This window comes from Erwinia sp. GW821-FHT03D09 (assembly GCF_059420805.1).
Genome location: NZ_JBWKUK010000013.1, coordinates 25,750 through 52,655, shown reverse-complemented (window position 1 = coordinate 52,655; position 26,906 = coordinate 25,750). Strand labels below are relative to the sequence as shown.

The following is a 26,906-nucleotide window of genomic DNA, read 5'->3' as shown; positions in this document are numbered from 1 at the left end:
GCCTACTGTTTGAGTTTCGGGTCAAGAGCGTCGCGTAAACCGTCGCCCATCAGGTTAAATGCCAGTACCGTCAGCAGAATGGCAACACCCGGGAAGGTGACCACCCACCAGGCACTTTGCGCATACTGCAGTACGTCGGAGAGCATGGTGCCCCACTCCGGCGTAGGCGGCTGTGCGCCCATACCCAGGAAACCCAGCGCGGCCATATCGAGGATCGCGTTGGAAAAGCCAAGAGACGCCTGCACGATCAGCGGTGCCAGGCAGTTTGGTAAGATATTGATAAACATCTGGCGCATCGCCCCTGCTCCCGCCACGCGCGAGGCGGTGACGTAGTCGCGGGTCACTTCTACCAGCACCGCCGCGCGGGTCAGGCGGATATAGTGCGGCAGGGCGACGAAGGTCAGCGCCAGCGAGGCGTTGACAATCGACGGGCCAAAGATCGCCACCAGCACCAGCGCCAGTAGCAGGCTCGGCAGTGCCAGCATGATATCGACCAGACGCATAATCGCCGCATCGATCGCGCCGCCGACGTAGCCCGCAATCAGGCCGAAGACCACGCCCATAATCAGCGACAGGACGACCACCAGGCAGCCGACCAGCAGCGAGAGACGTGCGCCGTACATCAGACGGGAAAGGACATCGCGGCCAACATCATCCGTACCAAGAAGGTACTGCCAGCTGCCGTCTTCATGCCAGACAGGCGGGCGCAGTAGCGCATCGCGGAACTGCTCTGCCGGTGCATGTGGTGCCAGAACGTTGGCAAAAATAGCGATTAAAATCATTGCGACGACGTAAACCAGGCCGATCACCGCACCTTTGTTACGTTTAAAGTAGTGCCAGAATTCCTGTAACGGGGTCATCGGCTTGGGTACAGCGGGGACGCTGCCCGGATCTACAACAGACATAGTGGCCCCTTATTTCTTGTGGCGTATGCGCGGATTGACTACGCCGTAAAGCACATCAACCAGCAGGTTAACGAGGATAATCAGCGTAGCAACCATCAGCACGCCGCCCTGTACGACTGGGTAATCGCGGCGCTGGAGTGCGTCGATCAACCAGCGACCCAGGCCAGGCCAGGAGAAGATGGTTTCGGTCAGGATGGCGCCTGCCAGCAGCGTGCCGACCTGCAGGCCAATTACCGTCACCACCGGCAGCATCGCGTTGCGCAGTGCGTGAACCACAATCACCCGCATCGGCGTCAGCCCTTTGGCGCGCGCGGTACGGATATAATCCTCGCCCAGTACTTCCAGCATCGCCGAACGCGTCATACGCACAATCACCGCCAGTGGAATGGTGCCCAGCACCACGGCAGGGAGGATCATATGCATGACGGCATCAATGAAGTCGCCCGGTTCGCCCCAAATAAGGGTGTCGATCAGCATAAAGCCGGTCAGAGGCAGCGTATCGTCGAGGAAGACCGTATCGCTGATGCGCCCGGAAACCGGGGTCAGGTTGAGCTGCACCGAAACCAGCATGATCAGCATCATACCCCACCAGAAAATCGGCATGGAATAACCGGTCAGGGAGATGCCTACCGCGGTGTGATCGAAGATTGAACCGCGTTTAACCGCGGCCAGCACGCCAACGGGGATACCGACGATCACTGCAAACAGCATGGCGCAGATGCCCAGTTCCATTGTCGCCTTGAAGCGCGGAACAAATTCGTCCCATACCGGAATGCGGCTTTTCAGCGACATACCTAAATCGCCGTGCAGCACGTTCCAGACATAGGTGAAATATTGCTGCCAGAGGGGCTTATCCAGACCGAGCTGGGCCAGCAGCTGAGCGTGACGTTCAGCGGAGATCCCGCGCTCGCCTGCCATGATCAGTACCGGATCGCCGGGGATCATGTGGACAAACGCGAAAGTTAACAGGGTGATACCAATAAACGTTGGGATAACAAGTCCCAGCCGTCGGAGTATGAACTGCAGCATATTCCGTACTCTCTTCTGTTTCCCGCCGGTCTTAGCCTGCGGGATTATTATTGCTCACATCTTGTAGCCGGGTAGACCCGGCCACGACGCAGCGAACTGCGCCTTGACCTGAATAAACAAGGATTAAACGGGCTTCGAAACATCGAAAGGGGTTGGGGAGCCACCGGTGCAGCTCTTCAACCCCTTATCGGGTCCGTTACTCAGCGATATCGACTTGGGCAAAGTAGTGTCCGCCCAGTGGATCAACCACGTAGTTCGACACTTTTTTGCTCACTGGCTCATACACGGTTGAGTGGGCAATGATCAGTGCCGGAGCCTGGTCATGCATGACCACCTGAGCCTGCTTGTACAGTTCAATACGCTTGTTGTGATCCTCAGTCGCACGTGCCGGCTGAATCAGATCTTCAAACGATTTGTCACACCAGCGTGAATAGTTCGAACCGTCTTTGGCTGCCGCACAGCTGAACAGGGTGGCGAAGAAGTTATCCGGATCTCCGTTATCACCGGTCCAGCCCATCATCACGGTCTGGTGTTCACCGGCTTTCGCGCGCTTCAGATACTCGCCCCACTCATAGGTGACGATCTTGGCCTTCACGCCAATCTTCGCCCAGTCGCTCTGGATCATTTCCGCCATGCGGCGGGCGTTCGGGTTATACGGACGCTGCACCGGCATTGCCCACAGATCGATCGCGAAGCCATCGGCCATGCCGGCTTCTTTCAGCAGGGCTTTGGCTTTTTCCGGGTCGTAAGCGTAGTCCTGTACCGCGTCGTTGTAGCCCCACATAGTTGGTGGGATCAGGTTTTTCGCCGCTTGTCCTGCACCCTGGTAAACCGCATCGATGATCGCCTGCTTGTTTACCGCCATGGTCAGCGCCTGGCGAACTTTCAGGTTATCCAGCGGCTTTTTCTCAACGTTAAACGACAGATAGCCGACGTTCAGACCCGGCTGCTCCATCAGGTTGATTTTGGTGTCTTTCTTCATGCTGGCGATGTCAGCAGGATTTGGATACGGCATCACCTGGCATTCGCCTTTCTGCAGCTTGGCGTAGCGCACCGAGGCATCAGGGGTGATGGAGAACACCAGGCGGTCAATCTTCGGCTTCTCGCCCCAGTAGTCGGCGTTGGCTTTGTAGAGGATACGTGAATCTTTCTGATACTGCTGCAGCTGGAACGGACCGGTGCCAACTGGGTTCAGATCGACTTTTTCCGGGGTACCTGCTTTCAGCATATTGTCGGCATATTCCGCAGACAGAATAGAGGCAAAGTCCATTCCCAGGTCGGCGAGGAACGGCGACTCAGGACGGGTCAGGACGAAACGTACGGTGTTGTCATCAACCTTCTCAATTTTGCTGATCAGGTTAGGCATGTCCATGCCTTCAAAGTATTCGTAGCTGCCGCCGGAAACACCGTGATACTTGTTGTTTTTATCCAGCTGGCGTTCGAAGGTGAAGACCACATCGTCGGCGTTAAAGTCACGCGTCGGTTTAAAGTCTTTGGTGGTTTGCCACTTCACGCCCTTACGCAGATGGAAGGTGTAGGTTTTGCCATCTTCACTGACGTCCCATTTTTCCGCCAGAGCCGGATGCAGTTCAGTGGTACCGATGGTGAATTCCACCAGACGGTTATAGATCTGACGCGAGCTGGCATCGTAGGTGGTGCCGGAAGTAAACAGCTGTGGGTTAAATCCTTCCGGCGAGCCTTCAGAACAATAAACCAGGGTTTTCGCCTGTACGCTGGCGGCCATCATTAGTGCGATCGCGCTGAAACCGACCTTCAGCATCCCGGATTTAGTCAGGGAAATACTCATGCTTAGCTCCAATAGTGATGTTGTGTGTTGCGTGCCGACCGATAATTTTTTTGTGTGGTCTGGCGTAATGCCTTGCGGCGTCAGTCCGGGGAGCGGAGTTTGCGGTTTTCATACGATTGAGAAACCTTCAGACAAATCTCCTTACCTTTTGTGCTGGGGTTTCAATTTGTCAACAGTTTCAGGGAACGTCAATACAATCGTAGTGTATTTACGCAGAGTGTGAGAAACCGCATGCAAATATTAAAAAAACGATTAGTTCTGTTTTGCGGATTAAAAACTTATTACCAAGTAAAAAAACCAGATTAACCGCTAAATGCGCCGCAGGTATCCAGCGGATCGCGTTGAGAAAAAACCTTTAAAATGAACCGAATTACCCCGTCTGTGGCGCGATAAAATTATCCATATGGATAACTTATAGATAAAAATGCTGCAACGGTCCGGTGAAAAATCGTCGTTCAACGTGAATCGGACATCAATATAATTCGTCGCGAATTAAGATGTTATTTACATATATAACATGATGTTAAGTTATTTTTATGCCGTTTTTAATGCGGGTTGAAACAGTGGATAATTTTGCAACAGTAGAGTTTTATGTTGGAGGGGGATATTGTCGGTGGGAAAGGGAACGGGCAGGGTAATTGCTCCTGTCCGGGTGGACGGCAAAACGATTGTAGCCCCTTAGAGCCAGCACCACGCCGGTCCATCGACGTGATTGAGTGTGGGATAGCTAAGCCAGAGGGGCCTATTTCGCCGCGGCAGGTTCTGCCGCTGCTTTCGGGTCCGCGCACCAGTTATTCGCCTGCTTAATACCGCCGTTGGGTGAGGTATAGCCCAGGCAACCCATAATGGTATCGAACAACTCTACGTGGCGATGTGTTTTGCCCGCGCGTTGCTGCTCCTGCAGGCGCTCAAATGCACTTTTATTGTTGGCATCAGCCAGATATTTGTCCGACGCCCAGACAATCATCGGCACGCGGAACTGCTCCGGTGGGGCCATATTGCGCGGCGTGCCGTGCAGGTGCATATTGTCGGTGATAGATTCACCGTGATCCGATGCGTAAAACACGATGGCTTTCTTATCGCGCAGCTGATCGAATACGCTATCCAGTACCGTATCGGTGTACAGCACCGAGTTATCGAAGGCGTTAATCAGCATGGCTTTACTACAGGTGTCATCTACGCCCATACATTCCGGCTGATAGCGCGCGTACTCACGTGGATAGCGCTGTGAGTAAAGGTAATGGGACCCTTTAGTGTGTAGCACCACCAGATGTTTACCCTCGGGATGGCGATCGATCGACGCTTTCAGCTCCGGGATCAGCAGCATGTCATCTACCGACTTGCCCTGATTACGCTGCTCTGAGCCAATCTGTTCGCGGAAGACATAGTTGTCGGCGTCGGTATTGTTGTAGAACCAGACTTCGCTCTGCATAGCGAACAGCTCAGAGCTGAATCCTAGCTCTTTCAGCACGGCGAAGACGTTCTGCTCTTTCAGGGTGCGTCCCGGGTTGTCCATGGTGCCGCCCTCGCGAACGAACATGCAGCGCAGAGAAAGCTTGGTGGCGGTATCACAGGATTCGCCGCGGAAGGCGACCAGATTTTTTTCATGGGAGAGCTTAGGTGTGGTATCGCGCTCATAGCCCAACAGGCCCATGTGGTCCCAGCGCGTGGTTTCGCCAATGACAAATACAACGTAGGTATCATCCAGACCTGCAGAAGGCGCAACGTAGGTGAATTTCTTCGCCGGATCGAGCAGGTCATCATGTTCCATTTTTTCATCGTAGCTGGTGTAGGTAAACAGCCCCAGCGCCGATAGCCAGTTTGACGGCAGATAAGAGTGGGCTACCACTCCACCGTAGCTTGGCAGGTCAATATTGGTCAGTTTCTCATTGGCGCTTTGCAGCTTGTCGAAGTAGCGAATCGGCAGCCAGACCAGAGCGACGGCCAGCAGCAGCGTCAGCAGTGGTTTAATACGCTGGCCTGGGGTTTTGAGCTGTTCCAGCAGCGTCATTCGTTGTTTATTGGTCCAGATCAGTACCAGCGGCACGATGCTGACCAGCACCATCCAGAGAATGAAGTGAAATCCCACCACTTCTTTGGACAGGTCGATATCGGTGGTCATGACCGACGCGACAATCCCATAACCAATAACGACATTGAAGAAGGTCATGTAATAGCTGGCCGAAACGGATATCAGCAACAGCAGGGTTGCCGTAACGCGATAAAACCATTTCCCACCCAGCGACAGCAGGCGCATCAGGAAGAAGGTGAGCAGGACCGCAGCGGTCACTTCGGCCAGTGCGGAGAGCCACTGCATGGGGTTGAAACTGGAAAACAGAGGATCAAAACGTCGGTAAAATACTGAAAGGTTGAGGAAAATACCGATATAAACGGCCAGCAACAGAGATAACTTTTGCTGGGTAAGCATTTTAATATAATTCATTGGGATTTTAGTCCTGGCGTAACCTAAACAATATCTATACACATTCTGAACATTTATCAGACCCTGGTGCTGTCAGAGAGTTCGGAAAAAACCTATAAACATAAATTCCCTTTTATAAACAAACTATTCTTACAGGATAAAAGCCGATACTTTTGACCATGGCCGTTCGTTAATCACGCAGTGTGATGGTCTTTTGTTAACTAACAGTTCAGCCGACACAGTCGTCTCCTTTCGAAGCCTGTAGGGGAACATCACAATGTATACACTCGAAGAACGTGCACGGCGCTATGCGGCTAAAGCACATGCGGCGGCGGGGCAAAGACGCAAGTATACCGATGAACCCTATATCGTCCATCCCGAAGCAGTAGTGGAACTGGTTCGCAGCGTCAGTAATGATGAAGAAATGCTGGCTGCCGCCTGGCTGCACGACACCGTTGAAGATACTTCTGGCACGCTCGGTGATATTAAAGCGCGTTTTGGTGAACGGGTCGCCTCTCTGGTTTCAATGCTTACCGATAGTGAAAATCTTCCCGGCCAGAACCGCGTTGCGCGTAAAGTCGCTCACTTTCGCCATACGGCGGCGGCGTCACCTGATGCCCAGACGATTAAGCTGGCCGACATTATCGACAATACCCGTTCCATTATTCATTTCGATCCGCCTTTCGCCAGTATCTATCTGGTGGAAAAGCGCGTGCAGATAGCTTTACTTACCGCTGGAAATCAAACGCTATGGCAATCCGCCAATCGAATTATTGAACAGGGTATCCATCAGCTCGGCCAGCCTCCTTACAATGTTCCCGACAGCTGGTTTGCTCTTCAGGAAGCGAAATACCGGTAAGCTAAGTATTGATGGCCAGCGGAAACAGGCTCCATCTCTAAGCAGGCAGCCACCCTGGCATTCTGTGCCATTGTATGGTCCACGGCATAGAATGCCAGGAATTCAGATTTCACATCCCTATAATTGCCTGCAGATTAGCTTACCGGGGGCAATAATGTCTGAAGACCTGCTTACAATTAGAAATAAAATTTGTGTTTTTATTATCTTTGCAGCATTTCTCAGTGCGATGATGGGATTAGTATTTATTGATGTTGTCTGGATGAGTGATGAGGTGCACGAAGCTTCCTTTACGGAAATCACTCAGGAATTAATGCTGGGCGTGATTGTAGTTTTGTTTATTCGTCATGCCAGAGATTCGGTGGATCAGCAGCCGATACGCATTCTTGTGGCTGGATTTTTTGGCTGTATGTTGATTCGTGAGCTGGATTTTTTGTTTGATAAAATCAGCCATGGAAGTTGGTTTTGGTTTGCTCTGGCAGTAACGGTTGTTTCACTTATCGCCGCGCTGAGGCACCCTCGTTATCTGATTTCGGGCCTGGCTGATTTTATGCGTCACCCTGCCTGGGGAATGATGGTGGCCGGCATGCTCACTATCCTGGTGTTTTCACGCTTGTTTGGTATGAATGAGTTATGGCGGCATCTGATGCCAGACGGTTATAACCGTACGGTGAAAAACATGGCAGAAGAAGGTAGTGAGCTGCTGGGATATACCCTTTGTTTGTTTGCCAGCCTGGGTTATTTATATCCCTGCAGGCAAAGATGATAAAACGGGCAGCCAGAGGTCAGGCTGCCCGGATAATATTATAGCTACAGCGTTTTTTTACCGGTCAGAAATTCAGCTTTCTCTTCCGGGAATCCCCTTGACACCGTATCGCGCAAATCTCCTTTAGGTATTTTAAAGTCCGCTGGCATTTCACCTTGCAGCATTTTCTGATGGTTGTTTAGATCGTTTTGTAGACTGGCAAAAACATTTCTCATCTTTTCCGTCATATCCTGACAGCCACCGATCGTATTGTTTATGACCGACGCCGCCGTGTCGCTTCCCGACAGATTCATTGCGCTCATACCTGACATAAACTCCTCAGAGAGGCTTGATTGCGCTGACTGGGAAGATTTCATTGAGCTGAGGATCGTGGAAATAATTGCATTAGCATCCAACATGGTCATTCACTCCTTAAATTAACTTTATGGAAGACTGGCTTACCACCAGTCAGTTACATCGCCTGTGGGCACGAGAAGTTTTTTAACGCACGAGACCACAGAGGAAAATCCTTCATCGTTGAACGCAGCTCAAGCCGGAAATAACCCGGTACCGCTGCCATTGCCATGGTCAGCTCCCGCCGGTCACTACCCAGTGAGGTGGAGGAGTTGGTGTCATACATGCGAAAAATAGCCCATGGCCCCTCAAACATCGCGGTCTGAATGCTGCCGCTGGTAGTTTTAAAGGTCAGGCGGATATAGCTACCGCCCTTCGGACCAGGCCAGTCAATGCGTACCGGTTGGCTGCTACCGTGACCGTAATTTATTTGCTGACCGTCGATATCCAGAACCGCTTCCTCAATATTTGCCGACAGAGAAACCGGGCGGATAAACATGGTGAATGAAGGCTTGTCACCGTTGGCAAAGAAGGTGTCGCGGATGAGTGCCGCATTTTCAAACGATCTAACGGTTGCTGCACTGACCATCCCTCCCTCCTTCGCTTTCCAGGGGCGAGAATTCATATCGATCAGGCCAGCCAGGTTTTGGTCAAAGAAAGTCTGCATCGCTCCGTTTTTGCCAAACAGGCGGGCAAAATCCTCAATGCCAACTTCTCCGCGCGCACCGCGTGAGAAAGGATAGCGCTGGCTCACCGTACCGTTACATAATCCGGAGGCAATTGAGGCCGCCCCTTTACTGAGATTCTGGCGACTCTGCTGCAGGCTTTCGCTGCTGCCAAGCTGGATCAGGTCCATCATTACGCTACGGATCGGTTCAGGCTGTCGTGCAGCGTCAATACGTGAGCGCTCCAGCCCGCTGTTCTGTGGAATCGTTTGGCCACTGCGCAACGCTGTAGCCAGCGCGGAGATCTGATTAAACAACGCGTCGAAAACCCGCGTCATCGGATCGCTGCCGCCGCCGCCGGTACGCACGTTGGATAGCTCAAGGCCAAGCCTGCGTAATTGCTGGAAGCGATCTTCCACGGCATCTTCTGGTAGCAGACGAAAACGAGAGCGTTCACCGCTAATCTCATCAACGATAGTTCGCTTTTGTCGTTCCAGGTTGGTTCGCTGGCGGTCAAACCAGCTGGTTGCACCACTCTGGTCACGACCGGTCAGGCCGGTCTCTCGCGTGGCAAAACGAACCAGATTTGCCAGTGATGATGAGGGATCGCCCAATTGGCGCGCCAGCTGAGCCGCATCTTCCAGACCGTTCACTGGGCGGGCGCGTACGTCGTTCAGAAAGGCAGTCCAGCTATTGGCATACTCCAGCAAATACAGCTTACGGGCTTCATCCGTCAGCTTCTGTGTTGAGGTCAGCGTCTTGATGCTGCCGGTCGCCCCGCCATCCTGCATTACCCAGGCCTGTTCTTTAATCACGCTTTCCGCCATCAGCTGGACCTGAGGCATAAACAGATCACGGTAGCTGGCGCGGGTATAGAACTTAGATATCGCCACATCGCTGACTGTTGCCTGTCCCTTGCGGCGTAGCGTCAATGTAACATCGGAACCCGCCGCACTGGCCAGTGTGATGTCAGGCAGATTAGAGGAGCGATTTTTCTCGTCAATGCGCCTGACCACCCGCTGCTGCAGCGGAATATTGGCTGCCTTCACTCGTGCAATACGTATCAGGTTAAAGTCCGGCTTCATCGCGGGGGTATCTTTCAGGAGAAACAACTGTCGTAGATGGTAGCTGAATATCTCTTTATTCATGTCTGTATAACCAGCTGGTGCAAACTGCTCCCAGCGTGCCATGAACCAGCTAGTCAGAGCATCTTCTTCCCGATGTTCTGGCTCTGTCAGCATGATGTAAACCTTAAGCGTATTGTAAACATCATCGCGCGTTGAAGCGACATCGCGGGAAAGTGTGCTGGCGACATAATTTTCCACCGCTGGCCAGAAAAACTTCAGCAGATGGCGATGATAGGTACGCGTTGTGGCATCGTTAATCAGACGATGTTCAAAGTAGGGATTACCCAGCGGTGAAAGAATCTGCTGTACCTGAACATTCATGTAGCCCAGCTGCTCGTAAGCCGCGATCAGGTCGTCCCCGACGCGGTTGGTCAGCGGCACTTCGCGCACCAGCCGACGGCTTTCATCAAAATGTGCACCGATCCAGGCGATGTAATCATTTTCCCAGAAGTATCGGCTGACCAGTGCCCAACCTCCGACCGCTAGCAGGGCAACAACCAGGCAGTAGCGCAGCATCAGGCGCATACGCTCCGGCCAAGGCAGGGTCGAGGAGATGCGCTGAAGTGTATGGCGCCCTGCCACCGCCTGATCCCAGGCCGTCTGGTATAGCGCACCGTTTGAGCGTCCCTCATAAATTTCGGCTTCAGAACGGTTAAACAGCGTGTTTTCTACCGGTACGGGCTGTGTACTGCCCAGCCACAATTGTTGCAGCCGGGTGACATAGCCCACCGGCGTGGCGGGGAAAATTTGCTCCAGCATATTAAACAGGGGCTTGCCCAGCACGCCGAGAGCCTCAACAAAAAACAGCAGCTGTTTTCGGTGCTCTGGGGAAGGTACTTCATGCAGCAACTCCAGCGTATACTGGCTGACGCGGTTGACCATTTGCTGGTAGCGTGATTCGTCTGCGGATAAATCCTGCTGATGCAGCCGATCAAACGCCACGGTAAACCCAATCCCCTTTTGCAGCAGCTCATCGCTCAGGAACGCCAGCAGCGTTTTCCCTCCTGCCAGTTCATCAATATGGTTAATCATCATATAAACAGGCAGATCGCAGCGAGACAGAGTCGCAATTTCCAGCAGGCGTGCACGCAGCGAATCAGCCAGTGACTTACGCTCTGTGAGGGATGCATTGAGGATCCAGCTACCGTCAAGGCAAAGGAAAATGCCGTCCAAAACCGGGTGTTTGCGAAAGCGTCGTAGTAACTTAAACAGTCGCGTCTGAGCTAGCGCAGTCTCTTCACTCAACCCATTAAGCTGTGTCCATTCTCCGGCGGTATCAATAAACACTGCCCGCTCAGTCAACCACCAGTTGCAATCCTGGGTCGGCCCAATATCCACGGTTTGTTTCAGGCCATACTGCTCTGCAAGGATAAAGGTTTCGTTACTTTCGCTGAGCAGCGAGGTTTTGCCGCTGTTTTCCGGCCCGAGAATCATAAACCAGGGACGATCGTTAAGGTAACGCTGGCTGAATCGGTAACGCAAACGCTGCCAGCCCGTACGCTGTTTCGACAGGCCGACATATTTCAGCGTGCGGATGGCATCATAAAAACGTACCGTCACGCGGTCACGCGACAGCGTTTTATTTCGGGTTACAAATGGGGTACGTACCTGGTGGATCAGCCAGCCAATGAACAGCGCGACAAAGGGCCAGCACGCCCAGCAGGCGATGGGTACGATGAGCAGTACGCGGACCCAGACGGCGGCAAAAGGTTGCCAGGTACCGATATATACGAGTGGGCCAATCCACCAGATAATGGCACAAAGGATCAGTGCCAGGACCACAATCAATGCTCGACGTATCATGTCAATTCCCTTTGCTATCTGAATTTTTTGTTTCGCGAATCGCTTCCATGAGGTCTCTGATACTCTGATTCATCTCAACGTCTTCAATGTTTTCAATCACATCATCGCGATTACCAATCTTCCACAGAATGTCTACACGTCGGTTTTTACGCCGCCCTTCTTCGCTGGTGTTTTCCGACAGCGGTTCTGTATCACCTTTGCCTACCGAGCTGATTTCGCGCTGGTATTTCTCGTTGAGGCTCATCACCTCGCGTAGTTTGGTCGCCACCGTATCCGCGCGAGCTGCAGACAACCTGAGGTTTGAGCCTTGGGTATCGTTGCGGAACGGCTGATTATCCGTATGGCCAATCACTTCCAGATCGCCAGGCCAGGGTGCCAGCGCTTCGCCAAGGCGTTCGATATTGCGTTTGCGCTGAAACTCTGCCGACAATACTGATTTTCCGGTAGCAAACGCTCCATCTGAAGTGAAAATCAGCAGCCAGCCGCGAGGGTCTTCCCGGACTTCCAGCCAGCCTTCTTGCAAAATCCGCGGCAACGGCTGGGGCAGCGTGGTCATAATATTGATCCGCTGCGGTTCTGGAGGAGTCCACGCCAGAATTGCGCTACGTAAACTGCGTGATGACTCGTGCAAATACCAGGTGGCGGCACCGTAGCAGATCAACAGGAGCAGCGCGCCACCGCAAAATAGCCGAAATGGCGTCATGTGCCTGACCTTGCCACCGACGTTTATCGGTTCAACCTGAGCTAACGTTTGCGTCGGATTTTTTGTGTAGAGCAGCGTATCCAACTGGTGGCGCAAATCAGCCAGCAATACCGACCCGCGCTCGATCACCAGAAACTTTCCGCTAAAACCCAATGACAGAATCAGATCGTAAAAAGCCAGAACCTCAGTCTTCTGCTGAGGTTCGGACCAGTATTGGTGTAGGTGTTCAAAGCACTTTTCGCCTCCCCAGGCATCCTGATAGAACTCCACCAGTAGCGTCAGGTTCAGCGAATCTTTGCCGTTAACATCCCCCAGAGTTTCATCGATATAGGAGAACAGCAGATAGGTGAAATGATGGACATCATCCGGCAGATATTGCTGCTTAAGCAGCGTCTGCTGAAAATACTGCGCCTCACGAACAAACTGTGCCCGCAGAGAACCATCATCATTTTTCATCTGCCCCCTGACGCGTTCCACCAGCAGTAACAACGGCATGGCCGCCTTGATTATTGGATTATGCCAAGTGCCCGCGCTGATCCCTGGGCGGGCAAGCGCGCTGCGGTGGGGTAGATCGTCTGCTATCGCGAGCCGATCTGTCGCCGCCGCCGGGTCATCCGTCAGCGGTGGCAGAGACGATTGTGCAACGGTATGCTGCTTTCCTCCCTGCCATGCCAGGGTTGCCGCGCCTAGTGCGGCACCGGTAGCAATTAACGCCTGATTACGGGAAAGGTTGCCGGTATTCAGCGGTTTTCTCGGTGGCGGCAGATGTTGTCCATGCAGCGCGGCTTTAATTTTTTTTTCAAAATCATTCATCCTACCCTTCCCTGGCGTAAGCCCCAGACGTCTAAGCGGAGTTCAGGAAAATCACCGACGATACTCAATGCCATGGCTGAGGCAGCCATCATCTCTTTGAAGATTGGGTCTGCCGAATCAACTTCAAAATAGGTACTGTTTGGGTAGTAAGGAATATGACGCGGCGGCGACGACATCGGGATCAGCCGTGCACCGGGCAGCTGCAGATCGATAAGGTTGATAATTTTTTCTACCGGGCCCATTTTTACCTGTGCCGGGAAGTAATTACGCAGCATATCCGGCGGCAGCGAGCTGCTGATTGCAAAGACCACTTTTTCCAATCGCAGTTGTGCATCATTCTGGCAGATAAGGATATTGTCGCCGCGCTCGGTAAAGGTTAGCGCCACCGCAGGAGCTTCAATCACCAGCGACAGAGCCCGGCGAATGGCTCTTAGTAGAGGGAAGTAGCAGCGATGAGGCTCATTGTGCTGGTAGATCAGATCCGTACGGTTCCACGTGCGTTCTCCGTCCGGAATAATGCTAAGCCGTCCCAATAGCCCCAGTAGTGTGAAATAAAGCGTCTCTGGGTGGGTTTGTGGGTTTGTCAGCAGGTGTGTAATACGTAGATGGTACTCACTGAGTAACTGCAACAATAATAGCTCCAGAAGCTCTGACAGGCCGCCGACTGCCAAAGGGACGTCAGTGCGAAACACATTCTCCAGTCGTTGTGCAATTAATCCGACCAGCTCAGACGTGGCGGCGACCAGCAGGGAAGAAGCATGAAAGTCCAGCATTGGGGGTAAAATTTCATCGTTCATGCGCAAACGACCATCCTGCTGGCGATCGCTAATTATCCCCACCGGCAGGGCTGCTTCCGCACTGCTGACATTTTCCAGCAGCTGTAAACGGCAGCTGAGGCGCGCCAGTTCCAGCGTGACAGTGCGCGGTGTTCCTTCGCTGGCCCCGCCCAGGTTACGGTCAGCAATATCCGCATCGACTGGCTCAAAACGGCTGTTTTCCCGACGGCGATCGAGATCGAGATGCACGTTGCCGGGCATATCCATTAACACCGTCAGGCAGACCTGTTTACCGATACTGTTTTCGCTAACTACCAGAGGAAGAGGTAGAGGTTCATTTTCTGGAAGATTGAAGGGGGTTCCGTCAGGAAAGATGCCGCGAGCTTTTTTTAGTGCGATTTTACCCTGCTCAAGTAGAGCGTGATCGATCTCAAGCTCGCAAAAACCCCAGTGATATGCATTCAGCGCATTAACGCGCTGGTTCAGCGTATGTTCAAAAAAACGCTCCTGCTGCTGAAAATGCTGCGGCTCCATCAGCATGCCTTCAACCCAGGCCGTACGTTGTTTAGAAAACATTATGATCATTCCTTTGTAGGCGTAATCGCAGCGATCCGATTGCGATAAACTAGTATGTTGATAGCCGTTTTCTGTATCATCGGCCAGGGCAGTTCCAGCAGAAAGTTCGCGCCGTTAATCTGCTGAAATTCGGCGGCAACAACCAGCCAACCGGGCTGCTCTACTGGCATCTTCAACAGAAATGTTTGCCGCGCTGCCGGGAGCAGAATGGTGCTGTAGCCAGCCGTTCCCCCATCGTTCCTCGTGGCCTGGGCACAGGGCGCCCCTGTTAGCGCGCCATCCGGTAACCAGCCCTGCTGTAGCGTCTGATAGAGGCAAACCCTGACCGGTTGCGCATCGCCGCTGCTATTGGGGTTAATCATCGCATCGGCGGTAAAAGTCAGTGTGAGCTGGCGGACGCTATTTATCTGCTCCGGTGCAGATGAAAACAGGCTACAGGCACAGAGCATTCCACTCGTGCCCAGCAGCATGGTCATCCTTGACAACGTAACCCACATTCCCCCCTCCTCAGGCGTTGACGAAGTACTTCGTTTGGCTCGGTTCCACCTGTGAAGTGGCTGTATTATTATTATTGGTCACACTCATATCGCCCTGTCTGGTAGTCGGCATTGAGTGCAGAAAGTATTTGTTCGACCCCTGCATAGGCTGCATTTGGGCTGAGTTCGTACCCGATGCCGTACCCAGCGTAGCGCCAGCGTCAATTGTTGAGGTACGGATCGTAGCCATATTTTGTTGATTGCTCCCCATCATGAAATAGTTGCTGACGTTAGGAGTTCCGGTCGTGTTGGGTGCAGTATTCGGTCCAGTTGACGGGACCATCGGATCTCCACCAACAAAGCTCATACCTGCACCATTAGTATTTGCAGCAGTCATCATTCACCCCATATGTATCTGGCTGCCGTCCATTTTCAGCACCGCATCAGCGTTGATCGTCGCAAGCTTGCTATTCACACGATAACTCTGCTGAGCCTCTTGTATGATATGCCTCGCCTGTACCGTATCGGCCTGCATGACGACGCGTTCGGCATAGTCGCAGCGCAGCTGAAATACCTGTGCTATCTGCCGTAGGCTTTCCGAAACCCAGCGACAGGAGCGAGAAACCAGCGAAAGATGCTGGGTGCTGAGTGCCAGAGTGTGCTGACCTTCCAGATTCAGTTCGTCGGCGCGAATGGTCAATTGATGATGGTGGCTGCTGAGCGTCAAACCACGCGTTGTATCGGCGCAGTAGAGCACGTCGATCACCACGATGTTGCCCAGATCTTCGACAAAACGCACGCGATCGCCCTCTTCCGGCTGTGTCAGGCAGCTGGTCGCTATTCTGAAAATGTAATGGCGGTAGCCTTCAATATAAAACTGGCCCTGGGTGTCAACCATCAGCGTGGCGACACGAGCCTCGCTGGTCACATCTCGCGGTGCGACAATTTCTAATTTAGCCTCACGTTGGCAGAGATTAGACCAAACGGTTGGTGCAAAACGAGTATCAGACATAACGACTTACTCCTGAAGGTAGTGAAGGGAAAGAGAGGGCTGCGTCCGGTCCTGGCTGAAACTGTGCGTACCATCGTTCGATGTCAGCCATCAATGCTTCCGTAACGGGATCGCCCTGCGTCCCCGGTATTTCTGCATCGTGCAAACGAGCCCCAGAAAGAGATTCAATCGCGGTATTTTCCGATATGCGTGATTCACGAAGGTTCGCGTGCTGCCAGCAGCAGCCATCGACGGTGCAATCAATAAACTGCGCGCGCTGCAGCAGGGCTTTTTCCAGCCGTGCCTCACTTAATTTGCAGCGAGTGAAGCGGGCATCCGTTCCCTGAATCGCCTGCATATTGCAGCCGTTCATTAGACAGTCGGTCAGCGTGGCTTCGTTGAAAATACTGCTGTTGAAGTCGCTGCCAGTCAGATCGCATGCGCTGAGCTGGCTCTGGTGAAAGCTACCCAGCGGCAGTGACTGCTGGCTAATATCACACTCCTCCAACTGGCACTTAAACCAGACAGGGCCTTTTCCCGGCGTAAGCTGCAATGAGCAGCTGCTGAATACGCTACTACCAGAAACCCAACGCTGAATGCTGCTTTCGCGCCAGTGGCACTGTTCCAGTGAGCAGCGATAGAGATTCCAGTCCTGCCCTGTTATCACGCCAAAATGCAGATGAGAGAGAGCCACCTCCACCAGCGTGAGCAGGGCGATTCGACAGGCAGTGACCTCACTTTCTGACCAACTTCCCTGCTGAACATCCACTCTTTCCAGTTGGCACTGCTCCAACAAGACGTTTTTCCATTCGCACCGAAAGCAGTAAATCTGCGTCGCGTGCAGGTGCTGGGCGTGGCACTGGTTGAGCTGACAGTCAAGAAACATGCATTGCTGCATTGAGCCACCAGCGAACACAATCTGGTCAAACTGACAGCGCTCAAAACGTACTTCCTTCAGATGGGCCGCTGACAGCTCTAACCGGCTGAACTGGCAATCAATAAAATGCAGCTTGTGCAGATCGTCCGGCAGGGGGGCATCCGGCGAAAAGTGCTGCTTGCTGATGGTACGACTCAGCTCCGGTACTTTTTTCAGCGCCTTGCTAAATGACTCCAGGTCCAGATTACTCATGGTGTTCCTCCGGTTTTGCCATATAGCCCTCCTGCGAGTGGGATCGCGGTAGCCATATCGCCCCAGTCAACAGACAGCTGATAAAGCAGGTTTCTTCATCGCGCTTGATCCTCGCCATTGCCGCACCGGCAAGGTTACACTGCAGAAAACTGGCGCTGCGTAAATCCGCATGATAGAACTGGCCCTGCTGCAGGCTGGAAGCCTGCCATACTGACCCGGTCAGCAGAGCGTCCTTCCAACGGCCACCAGCAATATCGCTGGACAGAAAACGTGCATCCGTTAGCGTCGCCTGGTCAAAATTTCCCACATCAACACTGCAGTGCTCTATGACGGCACCGTTCATTTGAGCGCCTTTGCAGCCCATTTTCTCCAGCCTGCTGTGGCAAAAATGGCTGGAGGATAAATCCGCTCCCAATGCCACCGTCAGGCTGGAAATTTGGCACTCACTGAACGAGACATTCTGCCAGTTACCTCCCAGAACTGAGGTTGCTGTGGCCTTAACGCGCAGCAGCTGCGACTGCTTCAGTACGCTCTGATTGAAAATGCATTTCTCTAACGTGCAGCGGCTTAGCTGCGCTGAGTCCATGTGTGTATCGTCGAGGGCGACGTTATCCCACAGATTTTCCGTCCAGCTACTGCGACTAAAGTCGCTCTCGGCTATCTGGCAATTTCGCCATTCGCACTGATTAAACACAGCACCGCTGCACCGACATTTTTCAGCGATAAGATATCGGGCCGTGACCTGCAGCCAGCGAATGGATCGCAGATCGTTTTCCTGTAGTGTGGCATGCTCAAACGTGACGTTTTTTAGACACGCCCCCTGCCAGTTAGTCTGTTCAAACCGGCAATGTTCAAATACGCAATCCTGTAACGTGGCCGAGGAAAAATTGCTGGTAATAAAACGACAGTAGCGAAATGTCTTACCACGGAGTTCGACCAGCTTCAGGTCGCAAAAGGTTTTATTATCCAGTTCATCCTGCTCATCAATTAGCGTGGCGGGATCCCTATTTGCGGGCCATTTTCCCCAGTCGAAAGGCTTTACCGACTCTTTGGGAGGATTCTCGCCGTACCCTTCAATTAACAGACGCACCTGATGATAGAACTCTGCGCCGATGGCTGGGTCCTGAGGTCCGACGGCGGCATTCGGGAAGCTTGGATGGTGTTCCGCGCAGGCAATAACCTCTAGCGTGCTTTCTGGCGGCATAAGATCGGGATCGCAGAGAAACTCAAACTGCGATGCCTTTTCCGCCGTCCGTCGTGCGAAAACGCCCCGATAGTGGTGCTCATCACGCGGAAGTTCAGCCTTATCAAGGCCAACCATCAGCGTCTCTACCGATTCATCCAGCATCTCCTCCAGGGGTAGCTGACCGGTGAAGATAATCAGAGCAAGGTCACTGTCAGGAAGCAGCAGTAGCGTCTTGCGTTGCAGGTTAACCATTTCCGGGGGGCGCTCACGATACTTTGCCAATACGACCGCCTGCACTGCGGGAAGGGTGCAGCGCAGAGAGCTGTCATTATGTAACCCTTCCAACTCTACGGTGACATCCGCCGGCCATTCCGGGCTGTCCAGCCACTGTTCTACGGCCGCCATTTGAAAATAGCGTGGGTCAATATTCTCCGGTAGACCGGGGAAGACCTGCTCAAGATATTCCTCACTATTCATAAATGGCTGAACCTGCTGAATATACTGCAATCTTGCTGGGAACTGATGAGGCACCGGCGATGGAGCCGCCAGCCGTTCGGCGTTGGATGACGTCAGTAACGAGATATTAGCCAACGGCTTTCCGGCGGGATTAAGCCGTCCCTCAGGACCCTGCCAGGTCTGGGAGTGATCCAGCGCCATGCGGGAAAACGGCTGTGGAAGGCTTTCCTCATTCTGGCGATCGCCGACTATTTTCCAGCTTCTTTCCAGCCTGCCGACGCGCACTCGTGCATGCGCCGTCGGCACAGGGGGATCGCGAAGGACATGCCCTGCCAGCAAAAACTCGGCAAAAGGCTTGGGCTCAGCGTTATCAATAATCGGCATGATATGCGGTGCATCGTTCCATGCCTGCCAGATTTTAGCCTCCGTAGCGAACTGCGTTGGTCGGGTCAGGTAGCATCCGGCAATCACGCTGATACCGAGCGTACTATGTTGCCCTAGCTGATAGGCCGCTTTTAGCAATACCAGCTGCTGCGGTTTGATAATTCTCATGTGTTGTCCTTACGCTAATTCGCCATCTGACAGCCAACCACAACCATTGACATTCCCATTACGCTGATACTGGAACCTATCACGTCAATCGTTGATCCCACTGTGCTGATGTTGGATCCCATTGCGCTGATGTTGGACCCCGTCGCGACGATGTTAGAGCCGATTGCCGAAACAGCATTTCCCGCCAGAGAGGTGGATGCACCGGCAAGTGAGGTAGATACACCAGTCAGCGAGGTGGCTATGCCGGTAGCGGAGGTAGATACTCCCGTAATCGCAGTTGCTATGCCGATATTCGCAAAGTTGATCCCAACCGTGCTGTTGCCAAGGCCGGCTATGTCACTTTTTATGGCGGTCGTGGCCGAAGCCAACATGCTAAAACTAGTGTTTACGCCGAAATTACTGGTGCTGGCTGTGATATTCTGAACGCGATTAGCGATTGTTGACGCATGGTTAGCAAGGGATTCCACGCGATTTTCGGTCTGGCTAATATGGTTAACACGATAGTTAATCTCATTGCCGGTATCTGCTGTCAGAGTCCGTTTTACCACCACATACTGATCCTGACCGATATCCGTCACGTCATTACGCTCGACGGTAGTTTGCAGATCGCGCTCAGCGTGCATCATCAGCCGCTCATTATTTCGCTTATCGTCAAAGGTTAGTTGGCTTGCGTGCTGGGGTTGACCCATTTTTAGCGAGCGTGAAATCATCCCTGAATAGTTAATCTGTTCCGGCAGCCGGTAAGGTGGTGGGTTATCGCCATTGTAAACAATACCGGTCACCATCGGCCGATCCAGATCGCCATCGACATAAGTAACCAGCACTTCCTGACCGACGCGTGGCATCGCCAGTACTCCCCAGCCTTTCCCAGCCCAGGCCTGAACCACCCGGATCCAGCAGGAGCTGTCCTCTTCGCTGGTTTTATAGCGATCCCAGTGGAAGTGCACGCGGATGCGGGCATGTTCATCCGTGTGCACTTCCGATTCAGGTGCACCGACCACTGTGGCACTCTGCAGGCCAGGCATCCGTGGTGGCGGAGTAATACGCAGCGGTCGCCAGGCTACATCGTCATTAATTGCGGTGAAGCGGCAGACAATATTGCGTCCCTGGCTGCTGCTGTCCGGGCCATCCTGAACGAATTCATAGTCGCAGCGTAGTAGCTTGTAACCACGGTTACGGCGCAGATCGGGATGCAGCAGCAGCTCAAAGCGCCGCGCCGGCAACAGGCCGACCGCATTACTTTCACCGTGCAGCAGCTGTCCCTGTGCCTGTAGTTCTTCCAGACGCACGCGGGCCAGCCATTCTCCGCGTTCGGTATCGGTATAGCCTGTAGCATAGTCGTACCATTCCAGAGGGGTTTCAGAGAGTCCTTTAGTATTCTCTTCAGCTTTAGTTTGTAGATTTTTACGCGGATTAAGGTAGTCAAAGTCCCGTAGAACAATTTCATTTGGGCTGACAATGCGGTGACGTTCAATTCGTTGTATCCCCTCTCTGATAGCGCGCCCCTCCTCTGCATCCGGAGTGAACAGCAGCGTCTGGTAGAGTGCGGGCAGATCGGAGAAACTCTGGCGATCGCTAATCACCATGGTGTGACCATCGTCTGTGTGCTCAATCGAATAACCAATGCCTTCATCTTCAAGCAGGCGGTTGATAAAATTAAAATCGGTTTCAGCAAACTGTACGCAGTATTCGCGCGCCGTGTAGGTGCCTTCAATATCCAGTCGGTAGTTGGCTACACCATAGCGCTCAAAAATTTGTGAAATAATTTCAAGTACATTCAAATTCTGGAAAATACGACAGTTGCGGTTTTGCTGTAAAAACCACAACCAACTGCTCAACGTCAGGCCGAAAACATATTTATTACCGTGCTGGCCGCGATCTTCACCACCGATAATATAAGCATTAAATGGCCGCCTGCTGCCCGAAGGTTCCTCAATGGATACGGTCACCATTTTTCCCAGCAAGGGATCAAAATCGACATCGGGCTGTTTACATTCAAAATCCAGCTGATAGCGGGACGCCCGCGACAGGCTCTCCTCAGACTTAAAGCTGAGGGGGAAAGCACCTATGGAATTTAACTCTGCATTATTCAATTCAATCAGTGACATACAACCTCCATGTTGCTACTAGTGAAATATTTATCAGGCAAACGTGAGTATCAGGTCATCATTCTCAATGCCGAGTTGGATCTCATTCAGCTCTTGCCGGTCACGCTGGCGCTGCAATATTTCATTGCCGATCGGCGGTAGAATGGTCTGGTGTAAAAGCCCCTCCACGGCGCGGCCGCTGGAAGGGTGCAGCAGCGCACGGGCAGTAATCCAGCCCGCCACATCACCGCTAATATTCAGGTTGGCACCGGTTTCGGCGAACAGCCGCTGGTTCAGCTTGTTCAGATGACTGTCCGCAATATCACGGATGGCTTCCTCACTTAGCGGTACAAAGGGTAGTAATGTCATTCGCGCTAGCAGCGCCGGTGAGAAAACGCGGTTCAGCGCCTCATGTACTATTGGTCGTAGTGTGGATAGTTTGAGCTGCTCTTGTTCGCTTGCTGCTGCGATGATTGCCTCACTGCCCGCATTGCAAGTCAGCAGGAAGAAACAGTGGCGGAAGCTGACCTGTCGCCCTTCACCATCTTCCATCACCCCCTTGTCAAATACCTGATAGAAGACGTCATGAATATCCGGATGCGCTTTTTCAAACTCATCCAGCAGAATAATTGACCAAGGTTTACGCCGGACAGCTTCGGTCATTTTCCCGCCCTTGCCATAGCCGACATAGCCTGGCGGTGCCCCTTTTAGTGCGGAAACGCTGTGTGCCTCCTGGAATTCACTCATATTGAAGACGATCAGGTTCTGCGCCCCTCCGTACATGGCTTCTGCCAGGGCTATTGCGGTTTCCGTTTTCCCGGTCCCGGTAGGACCGGCAAGCATAAATACGCCGAGTGGCCGCTGCGGGGCTTGCATACCGGATCGGGCAATACGAACAGCCTGTGCCAGCTCCTTGATTGCTGCCGTCTGGCCAAAAATATGTTCCGACAGCCGCGGTTCCAGTTGGAGCGCATTATCGATATCGCTTTGCAACATGCGTCCTGAAGGAATGCCGGTCCAGTCGGATAGCACATCGGCGATCACTCGTTCATCAACCCACGGATAAACCAGCGGTGTATCATTCAGGCTGGCAAATAGCTCAGCCGGAGCTGGCAGGTTTTTCCCCGCGTCCTGCATCGCGCAGTACTGCTGAAAAACCTCCTGTTCCTGCTGATACTGTAATGCCAGCTTATTCCGTTGTTCCTCCCTTTGAGCGATACGTTTTTCCAGTTGCGCCAGCCGCCGCCTTGTGCCGTTCTCTGCCAGGTTTTCTGCTAGCAGATTGCTGCGCTCAAGCACCAGTGCTTCAATCTCTGCCAGGCAGTCGGTGAGCGCCGGTGGTTTGCTATTGTGGCTCAATGCCACGCGGGCGCAGGCGGTATCGAGCAGGCTAATCGCCTTATCCGGTAGCTGGCGGGCAGGTAGGTTACGCTGAGACAGGCGCACCGCCGCCTGCAGTGCCGTTTCCCGGATAATGACCTGGTGATGCTGCGAAAATTTTGGTGCAATCGCTCGCAGCATCGCCACGGCGTGTTCTTCATCAGGTTCGTTGACCAGAACCGTCTGGAAGCGGCGGGTCAGTGCCGCATCAGGTTCGATAAACTGCTTGTATTCGGACCAGGTTGTGGCTGCAATCATGCGCAACTCGCCGCGTGCCAGCATTGGCTTCAGCAGGTTTACCGCGTCCCCTGTTCCGGCCTGCCCGCCTGCACCAACCAGCGTGTGGGCCTCATCGCAAAACAGAATGATAGTGCAGCTCGCATGGCGAATGGCGTCGATCAGCGCTTTTAAGCGCGTTTCAAACTCGCCACGAACGTTCGCACCAGCTTGCATACTGCCCAAATCGAGCGACAGCAGTCTGGCGCCCTGTAAACCTGGTGGAACTTCACCAGCGGCTATATGTCTTGCCAGGGCTTCAACAACCGCGGTTTTGCCTACTCCGGCCTCTCCGACCAGGATCGGGTTGTTTTGCCGGCGGCGCTGGAGAATATCGATTAGCAGGCGCAGTTCTTTTTCACGGCCAATCACCGGATCGATTTCACCGGCGGCGGCCTGTGCCGTCAAATCGGCGCACCAGCGCGTTAGTGCGGATCCATCAACAACATCGTTCTCTGTATCGGCTGGCGTGCCGGTTTTTGTTACGCTGTTTTTAACCTGTTCCAGCGAGCCTTCCGTCAGGGCCGCATAATGTTCAAATACCTGCGGTATCGGCAGCTTCTTGAACTCCTCACTGAGCCGGTACAGGCCGCGTTGAGCGATTGGATCCTGTAAGATGCCCAGTAAAATATGTACAGTCCGCACTGGACCGCCGTCATCGTTCAGTTGGCTAATCACCAGCCCTCTTTCTACGGCATTTTCTACTTTTGCCGAGAGATCGCTGACTGTGCTGGAGCGGTTAGGCATGGTGTGCAGGATTTTTTTTAATGAATCCGCAACGCGGACCTGATCAATCCCATAGTGCCGAAATAGCAGCGGTATATCACCCCGCTCCTGGCTGGCCAGCACGCTAAGCCAGTGCTCCAGCTCAACGTACTCATGACGAAATGTGCGGCACAAACGCGTCGCATCAACAAAGGTTGAATAGGCAAATTGCCCCAACCGGGAAAACAAACGTTCACGCTGATCCACCTTAAACCTTCCTTATTTCAGGTTGCCGAATACCAGACTGACTGGGGAACAATCCCCTCCCTGGCTTTTAACCAGCCGCTGCGACCCGTTTTTCCCTGCCCTAACCGGCAGGCCATTTGCGGCGTGGTCCGGATAAGCAAACGGATTTCAATGGCATACTGATGGCGGAAAAATGCCTGACAGCTTTTTGCCAGGCAGAGCAGACGAGGCTCTCCGCGCTGATAAAGCTGGTAGTCTGGGGCTGCAAGCGGGCCAATTTCCACCCGCACTCCGTGTTGAGCATCGTAAAAACGCTGCCCCAGCCTTGTTGCCCCCAGAGCTCCCATTTTGTGCTGCTGAAAATCTTCCGGCTCTTCAATCCACATCCCCTGATTAATCAGGATGCGCAGCGGCACGGAGAAATAGTGGGTCAGCATGCGCTGAAGTTCGTTGACCGAACCACGCCCTGGCAGCCAGGCACCCGGCCAGGTCTGACGTAGCTGATGTAAATGCTGCTCATCGCCTGAGGTCTGTTTGACGCCTGCTATCATTCTCAACCGCTGTAAGAAGGCATTTTTCGACGGAGTACGATCGTGGCCTACGACCGGGTTCAGCTGGCTCCATGCGCGATAGTTGAGTATCGCCAGCCGCTGGCTGAAAATGGCTACGAACGCCTGAAAAGCGCGGTTACGCAGTAGCAGCACTTCGGAACGTGCATGTTCGGTAATATGGATAGGCAGCGGACCATAAGGTGCAAATAGCCCAAAATAGCGGGCCATAATCTCCAGGCGTTCTCCCGTTATCGTCACTTCTATCAGCTCCCTCGGAGCGAATGACGTATCTGCTGGTTGGGTAATACGCAGCCGGCTGAGGCTGTTATCGTTCACCTCACCTAAACACGGTTGTCCGGGACTCACCCGTTCCAACTCGCGCATCAGAGCAAAAAAATCCTGTCTGGCGCTGAAATATCCATCGGAAGTAAGCAGCTCAGACATTGTTCAATGGCCCCCAGTTCGTCAGTGGTTCACCGTCCATTGATAGCGACATGCGCAAACTCTGATTTAATTCGCAGTACTGGCTCAACGCATGATGCAGAACCATGGCAAAGATCACACCACCCTGGTCAGAGTGGCTGCTGCGTCGAAGATCCAGAGCCAGCTCAGCGCCACGTGTCCAGGCAAGTGGGCCACTACCGCGATAACGTTCAAAACGATAATTTACCGATGCCCGTTGAATGCTTTCCACCCGCCGCTGGTGGCTTTGCTCTCCCGGATCGGCAAATAGTTTCAGCCAGTCACGCAGCAGCATTGAGCAGTCGTTAACCCTCGGCAACGCATAGCGTAGCGGATTGACTGCGATAAGCTGTAAAGCCTGCCAGGCCATATCCAGCGTGGGAACTGCACGCGGGGCAGAAGGGTGGCGAACTATCTCCAGTTGATGTACCGGCAGCGTCTGCTCCAGCTGAAACTCTGGCTGCTGCAGATATGTCGGAATTAAATGCCGTTCGCATACCCGGACTTCGACCAGCAAAGATTTCAGTGAATTCGGCGCAACACCTTCGGCACCCGTTGATAGCGACAAAAACAGATTTTCTTCCGGGAGCCACGCATTATGGTAGCGGGAGGCCCGGGGTTCACGACAGCGCCTGAGCGACCAGCACGCCGGGATGACTTGATGTTGATAGCGGCGATCGCCCTGCATGGCGGAAAGTTGTACCTGGTTATCCTCCCGATCAATGCCTTTGACCTGGCAGATACTATGTACTTCGTACAGCGACATATTGAGCTTATCCACTACCAGCGGATGCTCGACGCGGTCCGGGCTAAGTAGAATCGGGCTGCAGTGGCGGTGATAAAGATTAATGACTGGAGTGGCAAACAGGGAAAAGTCCTGTGCCTGTATCTGGTCGATCAGTGACAGCATCCGCTTATCCAGCAGGAAATAAAGTTCAAACTCATGCGTTCTATCGCATTGCGCAAGGAATGATGCTAATCCGTCAATTTCCAGGGTGCAGAAGCGGCCCGGTGCGGCGAAATATTCACGCATCAGGCGGCACCCCGGCAGTTCACCGATGGCCTGTGGCAGAAGCGAATCTTCATCACGCAGCCCACCCAGTCGCAGCGACTGCGGGCTAATCTCCCCGACGATCGTCTGAGCGCCATTTCTGCTCCAGGCCACCATTTTTTGCGTGTGATTCAGCAACAGCGTCAGCAGCTGGTGCGTTTTTACCAGATCGCTTACCACTGTCAGGCGAAGAGGTGAAAACTTCAGTTCCGAGACGGGCATTACCCCTCTGGTGCTGAAGCGTATTTTAAGATACCCCTGGTTATGCTGAAAATGGCGCATAACCAGTTCAGGCAGTGAGCCGGGCGGAAGCAGGGTATATTCGGCCTCCTCAATCACCACCGGTTGGACATGCAGTGTGGTTCCTGTGGTGAAGGTGGCTGGTTTACCGTTCAGTGAAGGATCGCTCAGCACGACCTTACTGCCTCGGGGTAGCTCGGTGCGGGCATTCCACTGCGGATAGGCCATATCAGGACGGAGGGATAATGTTGCTATCGACGGTACCGGCGCATACCAGTAGGGTGCCAGCCGTTCCAGCATATTCAGAGCAAACTCCGGCTGCTCATAGTTAAGTCGCTGCTGGATCCGTGAACTGAGGAAGGCTGCGCCTTCCAGCAGCCGCTCAACAAATGGGTCAAGTACGCCATCGTTGTGCATGCCAAGGTGACGAGCTACCTGCGGGTTTTCAATCGAAAACTGTTTTCCCGCCTGGCGAAAGTAGCGCAACTCTTCGTTATACAGGTTCAGGAAATCATCATTTAGCATTTTATCCGCCCC

General features: G+C 53.3%; 19 protein-coding genes. 2 read left to right on the top strand and 17 right to left on the bottom strand.

Annotated elements, in window-relative coordinates:
* Positions 1 to 2 precede the first annotated feature (2 nt).
* The 4 genes from dppC to eptB all read right to left on the bottom strand — a co-directional run bounded on the left by dppC (position 3) and on the right by eptB (position 6,184).
* On the bottom strand, positions 3 to 905 hold the full coding sequence (dppC, locus tag AC07U6_RS14385; RefSeq protein WP_494761072.1) for a dipeptide ABC transporter permease DppC: 903 nt from the start codon (positions 903 to 905) through the stop codon (positions 3 to 5).
* A gap of 9 nt (positions 906 to 914) precedes the next feature.
* Positions 915 to 1,934 carry a dipeptide ABC transporter permease DppB gene (gene dppB, locus AC07U6_RS14380; protein ID WP_105593686.1) on the bottom strand — a complete coding sequence of 340 codons (1,020 nt, stop codon included), beginning with the start codon at positions 1,932 to 1,934 and terminating at the stop codon, positions 915 to 917.
* Between the two features lie 196 nt (positions 1,935 to 2,130).
* A complete protein-coding gene (gene dppA, locus AC07U6_RS14375) occupies positions 2,131 to 3,741 on the bottom strand; it encodes a dipeptide ABC transporter periplasmic-binding protein DppA (RefSeq protein WP_494761073.1) in 1,611 nt (536 codons plus the stop codon).
* 742 nt (positions 3,742 to 4,483) lie between these two features.
* A complete protein-coding gene (gene eptB, locus AC07U6_RS14370; RefSeq protein WP_494761074.1) occupies positions 4,484 to 6,184 on the bottom strand; it encodes a kdo(2)-lipid A phosphoethanolamine 7''-transferase in 1,701 nt (566 codons plus the stop codon).
* Between the two features lie 256 nt (positions 6,185 to 6,440).
* On the opposite strand from eptB, the gene AC07U6_RS14365 reads away from it, so the two are divergent.
* Positions 6,441 to 7,022, top strand: coding sequence for an HD domain-containing protein (locus tag AC07U6_RS14365; protein ID WP_494761075.1), 582 nt, complete (start codon positions 6,441 to 6,443; stop codon positions 7,020 to 7,022).
* A 154-nt stretch (positions 7,023 to 7,176) separates the two neighbouring features.
* Positions 7,177 to 7,785 (top strand): hypothetical protein, encoded by a 609-nt coding sequence (locus AC07U6_RS14360; protein ID WP_494761076.1) that lies wholly within the window; start codon positions 7,177 to 7,179, stop codon positions 7,783 to 7,785.
* A 44-nt stretch (positions 7,786 to 7,829) separates the two neighbouring features.
* On the opposite strand, the gene AC07U6_RS14355 is transcribed toward AC07U6_RS14360, so the two are convergent.
* From AC07U6_RS14355 to tssF, 13 genes are read right to left on the bottom strand one after another with little or no spacing between them, the layout of a single operon-like run.
* Positions 7,830 to 8,183: a DUF6277 family protein gene (locus tag AC07U6_RS14355; protein ID WP_494761077.1), complete on the bottom strand. Its 354-nt coding sequence runs from the start codon at positions 8,181 to 8,183 to the stop codon at positions 7,830 to 7,832.
* A 53-nt stretch (positions 8,184 to 8,236) separates the two neighbouring features.
* Positions 8,237 to 11,713 carry a type VI secretion system membrane subunit TssM gene (tssM, locus tag AC07U6_RS14350; RefSeq protein ID WP_494761078.1) on the bottom strand — a complete coding sequence of 1,159 codons (3,477 nt, stop codon included), beginning with the start codon at positions 11,711 to 11,713 and terminating at the stop codon, positions 8,237 to 8,239.
* 1 nt (position 11,714) lies between these two features.
* Positions 11,715 to 13,229 (bottom strand): DotU/TssL family secretion system protein, encoded by a 1,515-nt coding sequence (locus tag AC07U6_RS14345; RefSeq protein ID WP_494761079.1) that lies wholly within the window; start codon positions 13,227 to 13,229, stop codon positions 11,715 to 11,717.
* Positions 13,226 to 14,581, bottom strand: a complete 1,356-nt coding sequence (gene tssK, locus AC07U6_RS14340) for a type VI secretion system baseplate subunit TssK (protein ID WP_494761080.1) — start codon at positions 14,579 to 14,581, stop codon at positions 13,226 to 13,228. The genes AC07U6_RS14345 and tssK overlap by 4 nt, the downstream gene beginning before the upstream one ends.
* Before the next feature lie 5 nt (positions 14,582 to 14,586).
* Complete coding sequence (gene tssJ, locus AC07U6_RS14335; RefSeq protein WP_494761081.1) at positions 14,587 to 15,078, bottom strand: type VI secretion system lipoprotein TssJ; 492 nt, start codon at positions 15,076 to 15,078, stop codon at positions 14,587 to 14,589.
* A 10-nt stretch (positions 15,079 to 15,088) separates the two neighbouring features.
* Positions 15,089 to 15,454 carry a PAAR-like domain-containing protein gene (locus AC07U6_RS14330; RefSeq protein WP_494764402.1) on the bottom strand — a complete coding sequence of 122 codons (366 nt, stop codon included), beginning with the start codon at positions 15,452 to 15,454 and terminating at the stop codon, positions 15,089 to 15,091.
* A gap of 3 nt (positions 15,455 to 15,457) precedes the next feature.
* A complete protein-coding gene (locus tag AC07U6_RS14325; protein WP_494761082.1) occupies positions 15,458 to 16,069 on the bottom strand; it encodes a DUF3540 domain-containing protein in 612 nt (203 codons plus the stop codon).
* Entirely contained in the window at positions 16,062 to 17,177 is a 1,116-nt protein-coding gene (locus AC07U6_RS14320) for a pentapeptide repeat-containing protein (RefSeq protein WP_494761083.1), read from the bottom strand. The genes AC07U6_RS14325 and AC07U6_RS14320 overlap by 8 nt, the downstream gene beginning before the upstream one ends.
* On the bottom strand, positions 17,170 to 19,371 hold the full coding sequence (locus tag AC07U6_RS14315) for a DUF2169 family type VI secretion system accessory protein (RefSeq protein ID WP_494761084.1): 2,202 nt from the start codon (positions 19,369 to 19,371) through the stop codon (positions 17,170 to 17,172). Before AC07U6_RS14315 ends, AC07U6_RS14320 begins: the two co-directional genes overlap by 8 nt.
* Positions 19,372 to 19,385: 14 nt before the next feature.
* Positions 19,386 to 21,479 carry a type VI secretion system Vgr family protein gene (locus AC07U6_RS14310; RefSeq protein ID WP_494761085.1) on the bottom strand — a complete coding sequence of 698 codons (2,094 nt, stop codon included), beginning with the start codon at positions 21,477 to 21,479 and terminating at the stop codon, positions 19,386 to 19,388.
* Positions 21,480 to 21,512: 33 nt separating this feature from the next.
* Positions 21,513 to 24,086: a type VI secretion system ATPase TssH gene (gene tssH / locus AC07U6_RS14305; RefSeq protein WP_494761086.1), complete on the bottom strand. Its 2,574-nt coding sequence runs from the start codon at positions 24,084 to 24,086 to the stop codon at positions 21,513 to 21,515.
* 17 nt (positions 24,087 to 24,103) lie between these two features.
* On the bottom strand, positions 24,104 to 25,060 hold the full coding sequence (tssG, locus tag AC07U6_RS14300; protein WP_494761087.1) for a type VI secretion system baseplate subunit TssG: 957 nt from the start codon (positions 25,058 to 25,060) through the stop codon (positions 24,104 to 24,106).
* On the bottom strand, positions 25,053 to 26,894 hold the full coding sequence (gene tssF / locus AC07U6_RS14295) for a type VI secretion system baseplate subunit TssF (protein ID WP_494761088.1): 1,842 nt from the start codon (positions 26,892 to 26,894) through the stop codon (positions 25,053 to 25,055). The genes tssG and tssF overlap by 8 nt, the downstream gene beginning before the upstream one ends.
* Positions 26,895 to 26,906: the final 12 nt, after the last annotated feature.

Excerpts from the sequence above, each read along its gene's own strand:
- dppA (WP_494761073.1), bottom strand. The coding sequence starts at position 3,741 with ATGAGTATTTCCCTGACTAAATCCGGGATGCTGAAGGTCGGTTTCAGC.
- eptB (WP_494761074.1), bottom strand. The coding sequence starts at position 6,184 with ATGAATTATATTAAAATGCTTACCCAGCAAAAGTTATCTCTGTTGCTG.
- tssJ (WP_494761081.1), bottom strand. The coding sequence starts at position 15,078 with ATGTGGGTTACGTTGTCAAGGATGACCATGCTGCTGGGCACGAGTGGA.
- AC07U6_RS14320 (WP_494761083.1), bottom strand. The coding sequence starts at position 17,177 with ATGAGTAATCTGGACCTGGAGTCATTTAGCAAGGCGCTGAAAAAAGTA.
- AC07U6_RS14355 (WP_494761077.1), bottom strand. The coding sequence starts at position 8,183 with ATGTTGGATGCTAATGCAATTATTTCCACGATCCTCAGCTCAATGAAA.
- AC07U6_RS14310 (WP_494761085.1), bottom strand. The coding sequence starts at position 21,479 with ATGTCACTGATTGAATTGAATAATGCAGAGTTAAATTCCATAGGTGCT.
- dppB (WP_105593686.1), bottom strand. The coding sequence starts at position 1,934 with ATGCTGCAGTTCATACTCCGACGGCTGGGACTTGTTATCCCAACGTTT.
- tssF (WP_494761088.1), bottom strand. The coding sequence starts at position 26,894 with ATGCTAAATGATGATTTCCTGAACCTGTATAACGAAGAGTTGCGCTAC.
- AC07U6_RS14330 (WP_494764402.1), bottom strand. The coding sequence starts at position 15,454 with ATGACTGCTGCAAATACTAATGGTGCAGGTATGAGCTTTGTTGGTGGA.
- AC07U6_RS14360 (WP_494761076.1), top strand. The coding sequence starts at position 7,177 with ATGTCTGAAGACCTGCTTACAATTAGAAATAAAATTTGTGTTTTTATT.
- AC07U6_RS14365 (WP_494761075.1), top strand. The coding sequence starts at position 6,441 with ATGTATACACTCGAAGAACGTGCACGGCGCTATGCGGCTAAAGCACAT.
- tssG (WP_494761087.1), bottom strand. The coding sequence starts at position 25,060 with ATGTCTGAGCTGCTTACTTCCGATGGATATTTCAGCGCCAGACAGGAT.
- dppC (WP_494761072.1), bottom strand. The coding sequence starts at position 905 with ATGTCTGTTGTAGATCCGGGCAGCGTCCCCGCTGTACCCAAGCCGATG.
- AC07U6_RS14315 (WP_494761084.1), bottom strand. The coding sequence starts at position 19,371 with ATGAGAATTATCAAACCGCAGCAGCTGGTATTGCTAAAAGCGGCCTAT.
- AC07U6_RS14345 (WP_494761079.1), bottom strand. The coding sequence starts at position 13,229 with ATGAATGATTTTGAAAAAAAAATTAAAGCCGCGCTGCATGGACAACAT.
- tssM (WP_494761078.1), bottom strand. The coding sequence starts at position 11,713 with ATGATACGTCGAGCATTGATTGTGGTCCTGGCACTGATCCTTTGTGCC.
- tssK (WP_494761080.1), bottom strand. The coding sequence starts at position 14,581 with ATGTTTTCTAAACAACGTACGGCCTGGGTTGAAGGCATGCTGATGGAG.
- AC07U6_RS14325 (WP_494761082.1), bottom strand. The coding sequence starts at position 16,069 with ATGTCTGATACTCGTTTTGCACCAACCGTTTGGTCTAATCTCTGCCAA.